Origin of the sequence: Candidatus Enterococcus willemsii (assembly GCF_009933335.1) — a bacterium.
Taxonomy (GTDB): Bacteria; Bacillota; Bacilli; order Lactobacillales; family Enterococcaceae; genus Enterococcus_F; species Enterococcus_F willemsii.
Genome location: NZ_MAEL01000035.1, coordinates 176,017 through 192,139, shown reverse-complemented (window position 1 = coordinate 192,139; position 16,123 = coordinate 176,017). Strand labels below are relative to the sequence as shown.

Annotated in this window: 15 protein-coding genes; 1 reads left to right on the top strand and 14 read right to left on the bottom strand. The window is 36.5% G+C overall.

Going from position 1 to position 16,123, the window contains the following annotated elements; translation table 11 throughout:
* Nucleotides 1-69: 69 nt before the first annotated feature.
* The 12 genes from BAU17_RS06610 to BAU17_RS06555 all read right to left on the bottom strand — a co-directional run bounded on the left by BAU17_RS06610 (nt 70) and on the right by BAU17_RS06555 (nt 12,157).
* Nucleotides 70-852 carry an inositol monophosphatase family protein gene (locus BAU17_RS06610; RefSeq protein WP_161902042.1) on the bottom strand — a complete coding sequence of 261 codons (783 nt, stop codon included), beginning with the start codon at nt 850-852 and terminating at the stop codon, nt 70-72.
* On the bottom strand, nt 852-1,679 hold the full coding sequence (locus BAU17_RS06605; protein ID WP_161902041.1) for a PTS system mannose/fructose/sorbose family transporter subunit IID: 828 nt from the start codon (nt 1,677-1,679) through the stop codon (nt 852-854). The genes BAU17_RS06610 and BAU17_RS06605 overlap by 1 nt, the downstream gene beginning before the upstream one ends.
* Nucleotides 1,676-2,476 (bottom strand): PTS mannose/fructose/sorbose/N-acetylgalactosamine transporter subunit IIC, encoded by an 801-nt coding sequence (locus BAU17_RS06600; RefSeq protein ID WP_161902040.1) that lies wholly within the window; start codon nt 2,474-2,476, stop codon nt 1,676-1,678. The genes BAU17_RS06605 and BAU17_RS06600 overlap by 4 nt, the downstream gene beginning before the upstream one ends.
* Nucleotides 2,477-2,488: 12 nt before the next feature.
* Nucleotides 2,489-2,959 (bottom strand): PTS sugar transporter subunit IIB, encoded by a 471-nt coding sequence (locus BAU17_RS06595; RefSeq protein ID WP_161902039.1) that lies wholly within the window; start codon nt 2,957-2,959, stop codon nt 2,489-2,491.
* Nucleotides 2,949-3,380 carry a PTS sugar transporter subunit IIA gene (locus tag BAU17_RS06590; RefSeq protein ID WP_161902038.1) on the bottom strand — a complete coding sequence of 144 codons (432 nt, stop codon included), beginning with the start codon at nt 3,378-3,380 and terminating at the stop codon, nt 2,949-2,951. Before BAU17_RS06590 ends, BAU17_RS06595 begins: the two co-directional genes overlap by 11 nt.
* Before the next feature lie 72 nt (nt 3,381-3,452).
* Nucleotides 3,453-6,176: a sigma 54-interacting transcriptional regulator gene (locus tag BAU17_RS06585; protein ID WP_161902037.1), complete on the bottom strand. Its 2,724-nt coding sequence runs from the start codon at nt 6,174-6,176 to the stop codon at nt 3,453-3,455.
* A gap of 105 nt (nt 6,177-6,281) precedes the next feature.
* Nucleotides 6,282-7,469, bottom strand: coding sequence for an MFS transporter (locus BAU17_RS06580; RefSeq protein ID WP_161902036.1), 1,188 nt, complete (start codon nt 7,467-7,469; stop codon nt 6,282-6,284).
* Between the two features lie 158 nt (nt 7,470-7,627).
* A complete protein-coding gene (locus tag BAU17_RS06575) occupies nt 7,628-8,092 on the bottom strand; it encodes a PTS sugar transporter subunit IIA (protein WP_161902035.1) in 465 nt (154 codons plus the stop codon).
* Nucleotides 8,093-8,122: 30 nt separating this feature from the next.
* The gene (locus BAU17_RS06570; RefSeq protein ID WP_161902034.1) at nt 8,123-8,944 is read right to left on the bottom strand and encodes an alpha/beta hydrolase; all 822 of its coding nucleotides are present in this window, start codon (nt 8,942-8,944) and stop codon (nt 8,123-8,125) included.
* A gap of 15 nt (nt 8,945-8,959) precedes the next feature.
* Nucleotides 8,960-9,790 carry an alpha/beta hydrolase gene (locus BAU17_RS06565; RefSeq protein WP_161902033.1) on the bottom strand — a complete coding sequence of 277 codons (831 nt, stop codon included), beginning with the start codon at nt 9,788-9,790 and terminating at the stop codon, nt 8,960-8,962.
* Nucleotides 9,787-10,620 (bottom strand): PRD domain-containing protein, encoded by an 834-nt coding sequence (locus BAU17_RS06560; RefSeq protein ID WP_272927944.1) that lies wholly within the window; start codon nt 10,618-10,620, stop codon nt 9,787-9,789. The genes BAU17_RS06565 and BAU17_RS06560 overlap by 4 nt, the downstream gene beginning before the upstream one ends.
* 118 nt (nt 10,621-10,738) lie before the next feature.
* Nucleotides 10,739-12,157, bottom strand: a complete 1,419-nt coding sequence (locus BAU17_RS06555; RefSeq protein ID WP_161902031.1) for a PTS transporter subunit EIIC — start codon at nt 12,155-12,157, stop codon at nt 10,739-10,741.
* A gap of 446 nt (nt 12,158-12,603) precedes the next feature.
* Here BAU17_RS06555 and BAU17_RS06550 point away from each other — a divergent pair, with 446 nt between their 5' ends.
* Entirely contained in the window at nt 12,604-13,080 is a 477-nt protein-coding gene (locus tag BAU17_RS06550; RefSeq protein WP_161902030.1) for a GNAT family N-acetyltransferase, read from the top strand.
* 24 nt (nt 13,081-13,104) lie between these two features.
* Here the strand turns inward: BAU17_RS06550 and BAU17_RS06545 are convergent, their stop codons facing one another.
* Complete coding sequence (locus BAU17_RS06545; protein WP_161902029.1) at nt 13,105-14,985, bottom strand: BglG family transcription antiterminator; 1,881 nt, start codon at nt 14,983-14,985, stop codon at nt 13,105-13,107.
* Between the two features lie 77 nt (nt 14,986-15,062).
* Complete coding sequence (locus tag BAU17_RS06540) at nt 15,063-16,121, bottom strand: tyrosine-protein phosphatase (protein WP_161902028.1); 1,059 nt, start codon at nt 16,119-16,121, stop codon at nt 15,063-15,065.
* Nucleotides 16,122-16,123: the final 2 nt, after the last annotated feature.

The following is a 16,123-nucleotide window of genomic DNA, read 5'->3' as shown; positions in this document are numbered from 1 at the left end:
AGTTGGTGTGTTTTTTTCAGAAAATAAAAAACGAGTACTGCAACAAAAAAAAGCAGATTGCTCTGCTTTTTATGCTAAATATTCGCCTCTTACTTCATCAATCAGTTTCGATCCAGCACCGATGATGTCTTTTGCTTCACATGTGGTATAGTGGCTACCATCCACACCCTCAAAAATCACGTCACATTCTTCAGCAAATAGTTTACCGGCAGCAATATCCCAGAACTTCATATTACCTTTACCAATCATCACATCAATTGTACCTTTTCCAAGTTCGACAAAGCCTAAAGATGCACATTCCATATGTCCTAGTCCTCGGCTATGCTGAATGATTTGATTGACATTACATTTATTGTCATAGATATAATTAAAGCGCGTATACACGAGACTGTCTTCTAATGAACGATCTACACGTTCACTAAGTTTCTGATAATTCATATACGCCCCTTGCCCTTTTTTGGCATGGTAAAATTTATCTGCCATCACATCATAAATATATGCAAGCTCACCGATACCATCTGAGTAAATCCCCACAGAAATGGCGAAGTCTTCTTGCTTATAGACAAGATTCGATGTGCCATCAATTGGATCGATGCCCCACACAATTCCTTCTAAAAAACTGGCTTCACTGTTCGTGCCTTCTTCTCCAATGATGCGATGTGTTGGATAAACCTTCATAATCCGCTCATAAAAAAATTGCTCCACTTCTTGATCAATATTTGTCACAAAATCGTGAGCATGTGCTTTAGTAGTAATCGTTACATCATTTGTCAGTCTCTTTTTTATCAGTTCGCCCGCTTCTTTAATCAGAGATTCCGCAAAGAAATGAATTTCATAAAATTGATCAGACATTAGGCTAAAATCCCTCCCATATACAGCAAGGTTCCTAGGACCAACAAACCAATAATTAGAGCTACAACATGTCTACCATTGGTTTTTTGTAAGAATTTATAACAACCAAAAGTTAACAGAATTGGTAACAATTTCGGTAAAATTTGATCTAACATTTCTTGGACGTTTAACACATTGTCTTTACCTAATGTAAATTCCAATCCTAAACCAATTTTAACATTACTCACTATCAATGCAGCAACGACAACTGTTCCCATTGCATTGGCAGCTGTTGACACACGTCCGATAACATTCTTGCTACCTGGCGCATTTAATAATTCAACGCCTTTTTCATAGCCGGCAGTAATCCCCCAATATTTTAGGGGCATCCAAACGACATTCACTAAGAAGAACATCATTAACGGGCCCAACAAACTACCATTCATGGCTAAACTAGCCCCAATTGAGCCACAAATAGCTAGCCACGTGTAGCTTAAAATACTGTCCCCTAAACCAGCCATCGGTCCCATTAAGCTGACTTTCATATTTCGGACAACATCTTTTTCACTCTCATCCGTTTTTTCTTCTAATGCCATCGATGTTCCTAGCAACAGAAACTGTGGTACGTGATGCGTGACCATATATTCTAAATGGCGAGTCATAGCTTCTGCTCGTTCTTCCTGACTACCTTCTTTATATTTTTTCCGTAAAAATGGTAACATCGAATACAAATAACCTAAATTCCCGCCACGTTCTGCATTTCCTGAAACACCTAAGGTTTGTGCCCGCCAGAACAAGCGATTTAAATCCTTTTTTGTCAATAAATTTTCTGTTTTTGGTTCTGTCATAGGTCATACTCCTCTTCTTCAAACGCTTGGTTGCCAACAACAACTTGAGGTGCTTCATTTGCTGCTTCCTCGGTTACAATTAAACGATCATAGAAATAAGCAATCGCAATTCCTAACATTGCAACACCTAGAATTGGTACGTTCAAGTAAGCATTTAAAACATAACCGACCAGTAAGAACACCCATGAATTTTTTTGTAACAACATTCGTAACAACATCGCAAAACCGACTGCTGATACTAGTTTTGATGCCACAGTTAAGCCTTCTAATACGCTCTCTGGAATATACGACAAGACAGTATCAATCATTGGTACACCAAACAAGACAACTAAGAAAATTGGGACAATTCGCGTCAATGCAATGAATAAACCACCCAACCAATGCAAGCGAGCGATTTTATTAGAGAACAAATCCCCTTCACGTGCAATCGCATCTGCTCGATGGGCTAAACCAATGTTCGCTGTTTGTGCAACAATATTTAACTGTTGAACTAATAAAGCTGCTGGCATAGCAACTGCAATCCCTGTTGCGACACCTCCGCCAGAAAGAACACCCATTGACACGCCAATAATTGATCCTGCAATAATATCTGGTGGTGTATAAACACCGACATTGTTGGTACCTAGCCACATTAATTCCAATGTTGCGGCAATAATAATTCCTTGGGTAATGTCTCCTGAAATAATTGCTGCTCCCGTTCCTGCTAACAATGGTTTTTGAAAGCCAAAATGCCAAGCTTTCCCATCAAACATACAGAAGCCGCCCCACAACCCTAATAAAAGTGCTTGAATGAACATGCTGTTTTCCTCCTATAGTAGTTTTAATAACTCATTTTTTTCATCTCGCGGTACCGTTTGAACAATTAATGACACCCCACGTTGGTCTAATTCTTTAAAAATGGCTTCTTCTGCTTCTGAAATATTCACTGCTTTTGAAATTCTGCGACGTTCTGGTGTTGAACGCATGCCACCAACAAACACTTCGGGCACATCAATCCCACTATCTAAGACTTTTTTGACTGCTTCAGGATTTGTAAATAATAATAGTGTACGACGTTTAATTGGGTTACGTTTTGTCACTTGAATAAATTTTTCAACATCAAACACATGAACACGCACACCGGTTGGCGCTGCAACTGTTGCCATTGTTTTTTTCATTTCATTGGTACTCGTCTCATCATCGGCAATAATGACTTGTTCAATTTGATAATCTTTCAACCAAGTTGTTGCTACCTGTCCGTGAATCAAACGGTCATCAATACGAATTAATTCAATACTCATCTTCTATTACTTCCTCTCTTTTTTGCATTTGTTGATTAATATTTGTTAAATAGTTGGGCCAATTCTTTTCAGCAAAGGCACATAAATCTGCTACATTCTCAAAAGACATCGTAGATAATTCCAAAACTAACGGAATATTAAAGCCTGAAAAAACTTGAATATTCTCATGATTAAACAATAGTTGTAATGCCGCATTTGATGGTGTTCCACCAAAAATATCGGTCAAAATAATAATCGTGTCTTCTGGATACTGAGCAATTTCTGCTTCATACTTTCCAACAAATTCCTCTAGTCCTTCACCAAATTGAAGTTCTAGTGCTGTCATGTTCGATTGCTTCCCAGCAATCATTTCCAATGTTTCTAATGCTGCACGTGCAAACGGTCCATGACTTGCTAGGATAAATCTCAGTTCATTTTTCATAAATTCCCTCCTCATACCTAATAAAAGCAAGAAGCGTACCAACTTACTGGGACACCTCTTGCTTTCTGATTTTTATTGATATTCAAAGAGAATACTGTAAAGATAGCCTAATTCGGATGGTGGGATCGTCACACTATATTTATTTTCTATCCCACTAAGAACTCTGCGAATAGCATCTAGCACATTGGTCGGAATCTCATTGAAACTTTCTTCCGGATACTCATTGATTGCCTGATTACGAATGAGTCGTTCAATTAAACAAGCGATATGCACATACAAGGTCATTTGGATTTTGTTTTCAATTTTGCGATTAAACAACACTTCAAACTGTGCAAGAATTTTTTCAATTTCATTGATTACTGTGCGACTTTCCAAAATCGTAATTGATTCAATAACTTTGTCTAAAGAAAAATTCTTAATGATTTTTCGGTTTAACTGTTCGGTCTCTTCTTTTGTCAAAACATCGCTCATTACCGTTGTAAATGTCCCGTCTTCGCCCGAAATTAGTTTCTCTAAAGGAATATAAGGAATATTGTTGATATGTGGATTATCCGTTCCAATGATGGTAATGACTTCTTCCGGTGAGATACTTGGACCAATACCATTATGCTTCAAGGAATAGTAATTCATCGAAAATACTTCAATGTTATAATCTTCTTCCAAACTATTTTCAATCAGTTTTCTAATTTGATCAGCGGTACCAATTCCCGTCATACATGTGGTAATGATGATGCGACGGGTTTTATTTTTAGGTAAATAGAATTTGGTTTCAATTTGTTGTTCTGCTTGAATGGTATCAATTAGTGTTTTAGGATCCATTTTGTTAATAATCATTTGTCCGACTGACAGAACCATCGACGTTGTCACATTATTGACAATTCCAATAAAAATTGAATCTCTCGGATGAATGTAACGTTCAATTTCTTGTAAAGAACCCATATCGACGAGAAAAATAAACTCTTCATTGTCACGATTTTTTTGGATATATTCATCGACTTTTTGCCCAATTTCAATGGCTGTTGATTCTAAAGACATGTCAAATGCTTCAAAAATTTGTTGATTCAATAAGCGATTGCCAACATTCGCTAAACTGCTGGCTGTCGCAAAGCCATGCGCTAAAATCAGGACTTTGCTCCGTTGTTCTTCACGTTGTTGCAAATCGGTACTAATCAAATAAAAAGTGAGTAAAATCTCATCTTTGGTGTTTAAGAAAATATCCAACTTGTTCTCTAGTAGAAAAATTAAATTCTTGGCATTTTCATAAGCCTCATTGTAACTATTCATCAAAAATTGCTTTAATTTGGCAAATTTAGATTCATGTTCATTTTCCAGATAATTTTGTTGCATCCGATAAAAAAGATAGCTTGAAATGTAAAATGCGCCGTTTTTAAAAATCGTTAAGTGATAGTCTTCTTCCAAGAAATTCATGATACTTTTTACTTTCCGATTAATCATCTGCAACAACATCCGGTTATTTTCACTCATTTTATCAAACACAAAACTGTCCATCATTAAATCCACTTTTAGCAAAGCTTTTTTCAAAAACTCATTGCTAGTTAGTTCTTCTTCGTATAGTTGAAACAAGGATAAAATTTCTTCAAATAACTTATCAATTTTCGATGCATCTTTGGATTTACCGAGTCCTTCCAACTCACGAATCAAGGTATTGGGAGAGATAAGAATATTTTTTACAGGGCTAATTGTGTTTTCTTCTTCGACCAAAGCATAAATTTCTTCTGGTAAGAGTGACGTATTAATAATTAATTGACGCTTTCGATCCATTTTTCGATACTGGAATGCACATAAATATTTAATCGTATTTTTTAATTCTCCCACATTACCAGCAAATTGGTAGTGCATCAACACTTGAATCACGCGACTGCTAATCGACAATGTCGTATCTAAAATAACCGACTCTTCTTGGAAAAACGTATAAATTAATTCTAATCGTTCTCGCTCACTGCGTTGATGCAAGTTTGGCAATTCAATTTGAATCGGGATTCGTCGGATAAATGTCGTTAATAAGAATTTTTCTCTTTTTTCAGTTGTCGCAAAGATTAAACGTACATTGGCTTTTTTGGTTTCTTTGACCGCTCCAAGAGGGGTATACGTTCCCTTATCCATAAAAATAAATAATTTTTCCTGCGATTCTGGTGATAACCGGTGCACCTCGTCTAAAAACAAAATCCCTCCATCAGCCGCAGCTAAGAGGCCTTCTTTTTCTTCTTCTGCACCCGTGAATGCGCCTTTGACATAACCGAACAATAAGGAAGACAGTAACTCCGGATTATCGGCATACTGCGCACAATTCAAGACGATAAAAGGCGCCTCTTTGGATAGACATCGTTGGCTAATTGCATATTGATGCGATAATTTTGCAATATAGGACTTTCCAGAACCCGAAGGACCAAATAAAATAAAGGCTAGACCATTATCTGGATACATGGTTGCGGTTTCAATTTGTTGAATGGCCGATTGTAAGCTACCGTTGATTCCAATTAGTTTCATAAATGTATTTTCTTCTAATTTTTTTAAATCGGAAATGGTCTCAACGGAGGCAGTTTCCACTAAATATCCTGCATCTTTCAAGATTTTCCTAGACATAAATAACACTGGTCGAGTATTAATTTTAATGAAAACCCCTTGCTCCCACAACTGATTCAAGTATTTACTGACCGTATTACGCTTTTGATTCAGCTTGTCAGCTAACTCATTGGCAGTTAATTTTTCTCTCTTTTGGCTGAGAACAAATTCTTGTGTATTTTCTTCAATGATTGCTTGTAATTTTTCTTTCATCTTGCTCGCCACCTTTTCAATCTATCATCATATAGCATATTCTAGGTTTAAACAAGTTCACCAAAAAAACAGATACCTTTCTCCCGAAAAGTATCTGCTTCATTTTTAATTGTTTTTTTGTAAATTTTTTACACCTGGAATTGTCATTAAAACTGTTAAACTAATTAAATAAATAATACATAGAAACAGAATAACTGCTTGTAAATCATAATGATCCATTAGAAACCCAATCACGATGGAAGAAAAGCCTCCAACTGCACGTCCTAAGTTCATAATGAAATTATTCGCTGTTGCTCTAATTTCTGTTGGGTATAAACGACTAATCACCGCACCATAACCACCGTACATGCCATTAATAAAATAACCGACAATCACAGCTGCACCCACGAGTGTCCATTGATTATTCGCTAACACTAACAAATAAACCGATGCTGCTGAAAACAGCAAGAAAATAGCAAACGCACGACGTGGACCAATTTTATCCATAACTGTTCCAAAGGTCATCATCCCTAACGACATCCCAACAATCGTACTAACCATCCATAAAGAAGAACCTGAAACGCTCAAACCTAAACGAGCCTGCATGATGGAAGGTAACCAGTTCATTAAACCAAAGTAACCAGCGATTTGAACCGTCACCATCAAACTTAAACCAATCGTTTGCCACGCAACTTTAGACGTTGCAAATAATTCCCATAAACTCGTTTTCTTCCCAGTCGCGCGAGCTTCTTCAAATACTTCTGGCTCTTTCAAACCACAACGAATAAATAACACCATGATCACTGGTAAAACACCAATCACATATAACATTTGCCAACCAAACGCCGGAATAATAAGCGACGCTAAAATAGCTGCTAACATCGCGCCAACTTGCGCGCCGATCCCCGCAATTGAGGAAGCTTTCCCTAGATGCTTCTTAGGAAATGTCTCTGAAATTAATGACATACATGCGCCGTATTCACCACCAGCACCGATTCCAGCAATAAAACGGAACAAGTAAACCAAGTAAATATTTGAGGCAAAATACATCAGAAGTGACGCAATCGAAAACAAAATCACTGTTTGCGAAAAAACCTTCACACGTCCATATTTATCTGCCATAATACCGAAGAAAATTCCTCCGACCAGCATACCTAAATTGGTAATTGTCGCAATCAAACCTGCTTGTGTACCGCTAATATTAAAGGTCGTAATAATAGAAGACAGTGAAAATGCTAAGAACATAATATCCATGTTCTCCAACGCAATTCCCGCAGACGTTGAAAGTAAAACCTTTCGTTGATACTTAGACATACTCATACCCACCCTAACTAAAAATAATTAAACCTTCAAAATTTTACAGGAAGTTTCAGGAAATTACAAGTGGGAATTTCAATAATTACAAAAACCATCTTCATAAAATAAGAAGACACTCTGAACAATCCTGTTCAAAATGCCTTCTTATTTTCTAATTACTCAAAATCAAACAAAGCTGTTTGGGCAACCGTCTCTTTTACTTCAACATTGATTGGTAGTGACTGTTCTTCTGGAAACAACACCATCAAAGTGTCATATTTTCCTTGCTGTTTCAAATAGTCACGATCAACACGAGCGAGTAACGTTTCCTTTGTGACTTTGGCGTTTTCTTTTGTCAAAATGTCAAAGCCTTGCCCTTGTAACGCTACAGTATCAATCCCAATGTGTAAAAGAATTTCTTTGCCATTTTTTGATTTAAGACTAATAGCATGTTTAGTGGGGAAAATATTAGTAACTGTCCCTTCGACGGGCGAATATATCTCTCCACTCGTTGGTTCGATTGCGAAACCAGGTCCCATCATCCCTTGTGAAAATACTGGATCTTTGACAGTAGCCAAAGGGATTAATTGACCAGTCATTGGACTAAAAATCGTCTTTTTCTTTTTTAATTTTGAAAACATTGTCTCACACCTCTTCCAATTGTATCATTTCTATGCTGACACAAAGCCATTTTGTAGCGGCAACCAATTTAGGACTTCTTTAAATTGTGGATCCCAAAATGCCCAATCATGTTCTCCCGGTCCTTCAAAATAAGTAAAGTCGAGTTCAGTCGCTTGCATGTGTTTGATAACATCTTGACTATATGAATAATAAATATCTTCCGTGCCGTAACTTGCATAAAATTTTGGTCGTGGCTTATCGGTTGCCAGTAAGTCATCGGTCATTACTTTCAAATCATGGATATGCGGATCATAAAATTCATGATTTGGTCCAAAAATAGTTGGTAGTGCGCGATCAAACCAGAATTTACCATTGGGTGCTTCTTTCGCTTTTTCAATATCTAAGCCACCAGAACCCACTGCAAACGCAGCAGAGTATAATTCTGGTTTACGCAGCGCCGCCATAAAGGCAGTAAATCCACCATTGGAAGAACCACCAATAAAGTTATCCTCGCGTTTTGCAGATAATGGGAAAATGGAGCGAATAATCGTTGGTAATTCTACTGTTAGGTATTCAAAGTACGGATCTCCTCCCGGTAAATCATATCCCAAGCTATTCAACAAATTAGGGACAACGACTGCAACGTTTTTCTTCTTTGCATAATTTTCAATTCTTGTACTACGGATTGCCTTGCTATGATCAGCCGTCGCTGTACCAATTAACCATACTGTCTGATATTTTTCCCCGTTTTCAGGAAGTCGTACTTTCGCGTTATACTCCATATTAGAAACAGTTGGCAGTGGTAAGATGACCGAAACTGAGACATCTTGCATTAATGTTTCTGAATAAACTCTTGTTTCAAAAACAGCCATGAATATTTCCTCCTTTTATTTTTTAAAATGAACTAAATCGCCCTTTTTAGGTAACCAATTACGCATAATATGACCTAATTGAGGGTCCCAATAATCCCAGTCATGTGCACCTGGTCCTTCTTCATATGTCACATTCAATCCCTTGGCACGTAAGGCTTGAATTACATCATAGCCTGCACGATAATACATATCTTCGGTGCCACAACATGCATATAATGCTGGCTGTTCTTTGTTTGACTGTAGTAAATCTTCTGCCATTGTTTGTAAATCATGCTCATGAGGGTTGTAGTATTGACGATTTTCTCCAAACAATGCATTCGTCACATTTATATACCATGGACGAACACTTTCAATTTTCTCCAATTCTTCAATAGCTAATGCACCTGAGATCGAAAAGGCAGCTGCGTATTTTTCGGGTTTTCTTAAACTCGCCATAAAAGCTGCAAAACCACCCATTGATGTGCCTCCAATAAAATTATCTTCGCGACGATCTGATAACGGATAAATCGCTTGTAGCGTCTTAGGTAATTCTTCTGTAATATAGTCAAAATAGTTTCCGATATTAGGCACATTACAACCAAAACTATTGTCAACACCCATCATCACAACTGCCATTTTATTCGCTCTAGAAAAAGCTTCAATTCTAGAGCCACGAATAAACTTCGTATGGTCGCCTGTCGCAGAATGGACTAGCCATAACGTTTGATATTTGTGATCATCCGACGGCAATCCGACACCTTCTCCGTATTCTGCATTTGTAATACTTGGTAAAGGTAATAAAACAGAGACACTGACATCTCTCATTAACGTTTCTGAATAAATATACGACTCAATTAATGTCATCATTCATCCTCCTCTGTAGTTTTTTCTAATATCGCATGTTGATAAATACGATTGATATGAATCAACAAGTAAAGCAATTCTTCTTCACTTGTTTTGACATGATAAGTTGCTTCTACTAAGTGTCCAACAGTAATAGCGCAAGCATAAATTTCCGGAAATTCTTTTTTCATTCCATCTAAAAAGGTATTTGGTTCATGTTTTGTCGAATCATTTTCCCTTAAACGTTTCAGATAATAACGAAGATGCAAAACGAATCGATTGTAGTTAATGGAATTTTCATCAATTGTAATAGCTAATTTTGTCTCAACAGTCGTCACAATTTTACGAATCAAATTCTCTACTTGCTGTTCTTCATTTAGTGGGTCACTCTCATTACGTGCATTGATAAAATGCCAAGCAATCGCTGTGACTTCACTTTCAGGAAGTGTCACATGCAATTTATTTTTAATGAGTTCCAAAGCAAGTTGACCCAGTTGAGTTTCCGTTGGATAAAATTGCTCGATTTCAAAAGAAAATGGTAACTTTATTTTTTGATAGGACTGTTGTCGAACAAGCGCAAAGTGAATATGATCGGCTAAATGAAAAACTAAATTAGGATTCAATTCACCTTTTAGTCTGGTAAAGGCTTCTTCTACTAGATGAGAAGCAATCGCAAAAATTTCTTCCGGAATCCGAGCAATTAAATCATAATATTTTGTGTCTACTTGATAAAAGGTCATCGTAATCTTTTCTAAATCAACTTCATAAGGCATCTCTGGAAAACCAACACCTTTGCCAAAAGCAATAAGTTCTCTTTGATGATTATCCACACAAAGCGCAACGTTATTATTTATTTTTTTTTATCGCTTTCATAACAAAATCTCCCTATCAGCTAATAACCAACTGGTTGAAATTGAACGTCTTATTCTCTGTATCCAATAAGACCTCCTTAAAGCCATTCTATCATCTCCATTATTTTTGTAATACTGGTTCATTCTTATCAAAGCCAAAGAAATAAGTCAGTAGGAAAGACACAACGAAAGCAATGATTACTGAAATAACACCGTTGATAATATTAGCCGATGTATCCCCGATAAATGTTGTAATCAATAATAAATTAGCAACCGGGATTAATGAATAGCTTGTCACATGTAAGATTCCCATCACAATGCCACCGACAAATCCGCCACCGATTAATGCAATAAATAGTCGTTTATATTTCACAGCTAAACCATACAAAGCTGGTTCGGTAATTCCACCAATGATAGAAGTAATAAAGTAACTAAACGCCAAGCCTTTTTCTTCTTTTTCTTTAATTTTGATTGATGATGCTAGTGTCATTCCCCAAATTGCTGCCCCTCCACAAATTACAGCAGGTAATACAAATGGGTCTGATCCTGACTCAGATAATGAAATAATTAAAGCCGTCATTAATACATGATGCATGCCCGTCATTACGAGTATTTGATGGAAACCACCTAATAATCCCATCGCAATAACACCCAAAATGCCACCTGTATTTGAAAGACCAAGCAAACCTTGTCCAACAAAATTACCTAGGTAACTACCTAATGGCCCCACAACTCCCAATGTAATTGGTAACATCACTAAAACAGTTAAAAACGGTGTTAAAATAATCTGTAACGAATTAGGAATCACTCGTTTGAAAAATTGCTCAATATAAGACATGACCCATACAGATAAAATACTTGGGATAATCGTACTTGCATAATTTTGTGGATGAATTGTTACGCCTAAAACCGTTAAAGTCTTCGCTTGTGCAGCAAGATCTAATAATGTTGGATGCAACAACAAGCCACCAATGAAAATTCCCAATACAGGACTGGCATTGAACTTACGAGCAGCTGTATAACCTGTTAACACTGGGAAGAAGTAAAAACCGACATCACCGACTGTATTAAGTAACACATATAGATCACTTTCAGGCGTAAGGACACCAAACATTGTTGGTCCAAGCAAACTCACAATCATTTTAAAGAAAGCTGCTGCAACCAATACAGGAATGACAGGTGTCACACTGCCAGATAGTCCATCAAAAATACCTTTCACAATACCCATTGGTGTTAGCTTTTTCTTAGTATGACCATTAATGGAAATGGTTGAGCTAGTATCTAAGCCAATTTCATCACCAATTATTGCATAAATATCGCCCACAGTTTGACCAATCACCACTTGATACTGACCACTTGCTCTAGCAACTCCCATAACACCAGGAATTTTTTTGACTTCTTCATCACTTGGAATACTTTCGTCTTTCAAATTAAATCGAAGACGAGTAATACAATGCGTCAAATTTGAGACATTCGCTTTTCCACCCACTGCTTCTAAAATTAAATCTGCCATATTTTGTAATTTTTCATTGTTCGCCATTTTCATTTTCTCCTTTATTCTTCATTCTGTTCATTAAAAATAACCTACAAATACATCTCTACCTCCTTCAAATCTTTTGATACAGCGTCTGCTTCATTCCATAATAAATATCTTTCTGAAAAATTATGAGTGCTTGTCGGAATTCAATTACGCTGTTTGTTACAGTAATTTGTTATTCACCGGCAAAAGAATATAAAAAAAACCAAAGCAAACAAAATAAACTTTTGTTTGCTTTGGTTATGCCTTCCGAAAAGTAACAAGCCTTAGCGAATAACTATTAAATTTTAAATAATCAGCTGTTTTATCCAACTGACCCTCTTAACACTTCACATAATACATCTTGTTTAAAAAAATGTCAACGTTTTCTTTTTTACTTATGAACACTGATCCCTTTATCTAAACCAAAATTTGCTATAATAAAAAGAAAAAACAAAGGAGTGATTCGTTTGAACATACGTGAAATCACAGCACAAGATGACTTACAAATGGCACAAATTATTCGACATATATTGGAAAACCATCAGCTTGATATCCCCGGAACAGCATACTTTGATCCACAGTTAGATCATTTGTCTGAGTTTTATCGCGACTTACCAGACTCTGCTTATTGGGTACTCGTCAATGAGAATGAGCAAGTTGTCGGTGGTGTCGGGATTGCACCGTTACAAGACAATATCGCTGAACTACAAAAACTCTATCTCTCAGATGCAGCCACAGGACATGGCTATGGGCAACAACTATTGAGCCATGCGATAAACTTTGCACAACAACATTACCAACAATTATACCTTGAAACTTCTTCTATTTTAAAAGCAGCAAATGGTCTGTATCATAAAAATGGCTTTAAATTACTAGACAAACCTTTAGGTGAAACTGGTCATACTTTAATGGATACTTGGTTTTTGAAACAGCTTCATGAGTGATGGTCTTTAAAGCCATCACTCTTTTTAATGCGGCGTTGTATAACGGCGTAATTGCGAGTCACCATTTTTTATTTCCAACAAGCCTTTTGAAACATCCAGAAATACAAATTGCAAACTACTGATTTTGCGATCGCGAATCGTGACAGGTTCTTTCAAATGAAAAATAAAATAACGCTTCTTCATAGGTGCTGTTGAAAATAACGTAATGAGTTTGTTCACTGAATATTTACTATAATCGGCAGTTAAAATCAATGTTTCAATAAAAGTTTTGATTTTTTGGGGACTCATTGCTGGTTGATACCCCGGTAATTGAATTAAATAATCAGTAATTTGTTGAATGATTTGTGCGAACTTGCCTGTTACTTCTTTAATTTCTGGATGCACCAAATAATTAGACACCGAGCCAATTGTTCTTTTAGGTGCTAAAATTCGTGACCAGAGCAATGTCGAAAATTCCGAGCGTAAAAAGAAGTTAAAGGTCATCACTGGGATAGGAATTTTGGTCAGATCATAATGAAAATCTTCCGAACAAAAGACAACATCATATGTTTCAAAATCAATGGAATCTAATTCATAAAAATAACGATAATCATAATGGACATCATAATTATTGTACAAATGCAATTTTTGCATCAATGATTCATTCGCAATTTTTCCTAAGTCATTAATAATCAAAATGTTCGTTGGTTCATACTCATTTTTTAACCGACAAATAATATGATAGATATGCACGACAAACTCTAAAAATAACTGATCATACAAATCCGTCGCAACATATTGTGGTAATTCAAAGTAAATGACACTTGCCAAGGTAATTGAGGAAGAGAATTGTTTAATGCTATGACGTTGTGTACGCAACACTTCTAATTGCTTAAAATCATATGTTTTTCGCAAGTAAAATTGATAGAGAAATTGTTGTAAATATGCTGAAAAATCAGGGTATTGATTGATATCTAGGTGATAGATATCCGCTAATTTCTGTGCAAGCTGCTGATAAATACTCGGTACTTCTGGTAGTAATGCATTGGCGGAAATTGGCCATGATGTGTTTTCACTGTGGGCGAGCAAAAATAATGCCAATATTTCCACTTCAGCTGTGATAGCAGTTGGCAATAACGCTTTTGCCAGTGTATAAGCAGGCAATTGCTGAATAAGATGTTGCTCAGGCAGTGTTAACTCCTTTTGTAAGCCAGTTCGAATGGATAAAATCATCAGATACTTGGTTAAACGACGGAAACCATTATCTGTCAGCGGGTAAGGATATTGTCTAAGACAGCTATTAATATGCGCCATGACTTGTAACATATCCTCTTTGACAAATGAAAATTGTTCTAAACCCGGTTCGTCAAATAAGGTATCCTCTGAATAACTATAAATATTCAGTAAATCTAGCATGCAAGAACGAATTGCTTGCTCAGAACCAGCTACTTGCATCCCATAATAAGGAATGGATTGGATTGTCAGCCCATATAACTGCAAAAAGTCACGTACCTGGCGCATGTCTTTATTAACTGTTGCAACACTAACGTTTAATATTTCTGCAATCGCTTCAATTTTAATGTATTCAGTTGTTCCAAATAAAATCCGACAAATTCTAGCAATTCGCACATTTTCGCTAAATCGTTTATTAAGTGAAAGGTTCAAATATTTTTTGCAATGTCGATTCAATTGTTCCAATTTCTCCGGTTGATCCATTCCATATTCCAGTGTATAGCCTTTTCCTCGTTGATTAACAATCTGAATGTCAGAAGAATATTGAGCCAAAGTATCATTCAGCAAGTTTATTTCTGCTTGTAACGTTCGTAAAGAAATATCAGAAAACTCCAGTAGTTCATCCGCGCTAACAAATTCATTATCTAATAACATATTTAGCAAACTAATTTCGCGAAAGTTGAGCTCTTTCATTTGCCTCTCCTCTCTAATTAAAATAACTGATAGAAATAGACGATTGACTCGCTCTTTTCCTACCAGTTATTGTACCCTTAATCTTCTTCTAAAAACAACTTTTCTAAATTGGCTATCTCATCATCGGATAATGACAATACTTCTTTGGCATATTGGCGAATAGAACCGTATTGTGTCAATATTTTTTCAATTGAAGCTAAAATAAATTCTTCTTTAGTATCAAACAAGGAATACAAATATTGGGCAATCTTTTCATCACCGGTTTCTTCCAAGAAGCGGTTATAATAACTAACATTTTTCTTGGCACGTGCCCGATTTGTTAACATATAATCATAGACTAATTGTGGTTTTGGAACTCCTAATAAGCCTTCTAAAACCATCAAAGCAAAACCTGTGCGATCTTTTCCACCTCGACAATGTTGCATCGTCGGGACATTGCTTGGTTGCGCGATTGTTTTAAGTGTTTGTTTGAATGCTTCAATACTCGTCGGACTATCCACAAATGCTAGTTGTTGATCCACCATTTGCTGCGCTCCTGTCTCACCACTTTCAATCGCTTTGAGTGCCCTTGTTTTCATATCCTCACTTGTATCCAAGTTTTGGGCATTCCCTGCTGCCATTGCGACATGTGCTTGTGGATCAAAGTTGAAAGATTGCGCATCGTCACTGAAAAATGGGTTGGGATCTTTTTCAACTTCAAGTGGACTTCGAAAATCAATCACAGACTTCAAGCCCAAACTACGTAAGAATTCGAAACCGTCTTCGTTCAAATTCTGCAGATGATCGGAACGAAAACCAACACCCCATTTGATGCGACGACCATTTTCTGTACGATAGCCACCAATGTCACGGAAATTATACATGCCAGACATTGGTAAAATACGATAACCAAATAACAAAGCTGGATGTTGTTCAAATTCAATAATGAAATAATTTACCTTATCTGGATTGTATGCAAAATTAAATTGGATATTTTTTTGATTGGATTCCAGCAGAAAATGCTTGTCAGTTGTCTGCACATCGTTTTCATAGGTCCAATATAAACGATACGTACCAATATTATCCTCGTCTGTGACAATATTTAGCTCATTTTGATGATCATCCAAGAAAAAGGCTTCAACGTATTCAATTTGCATAC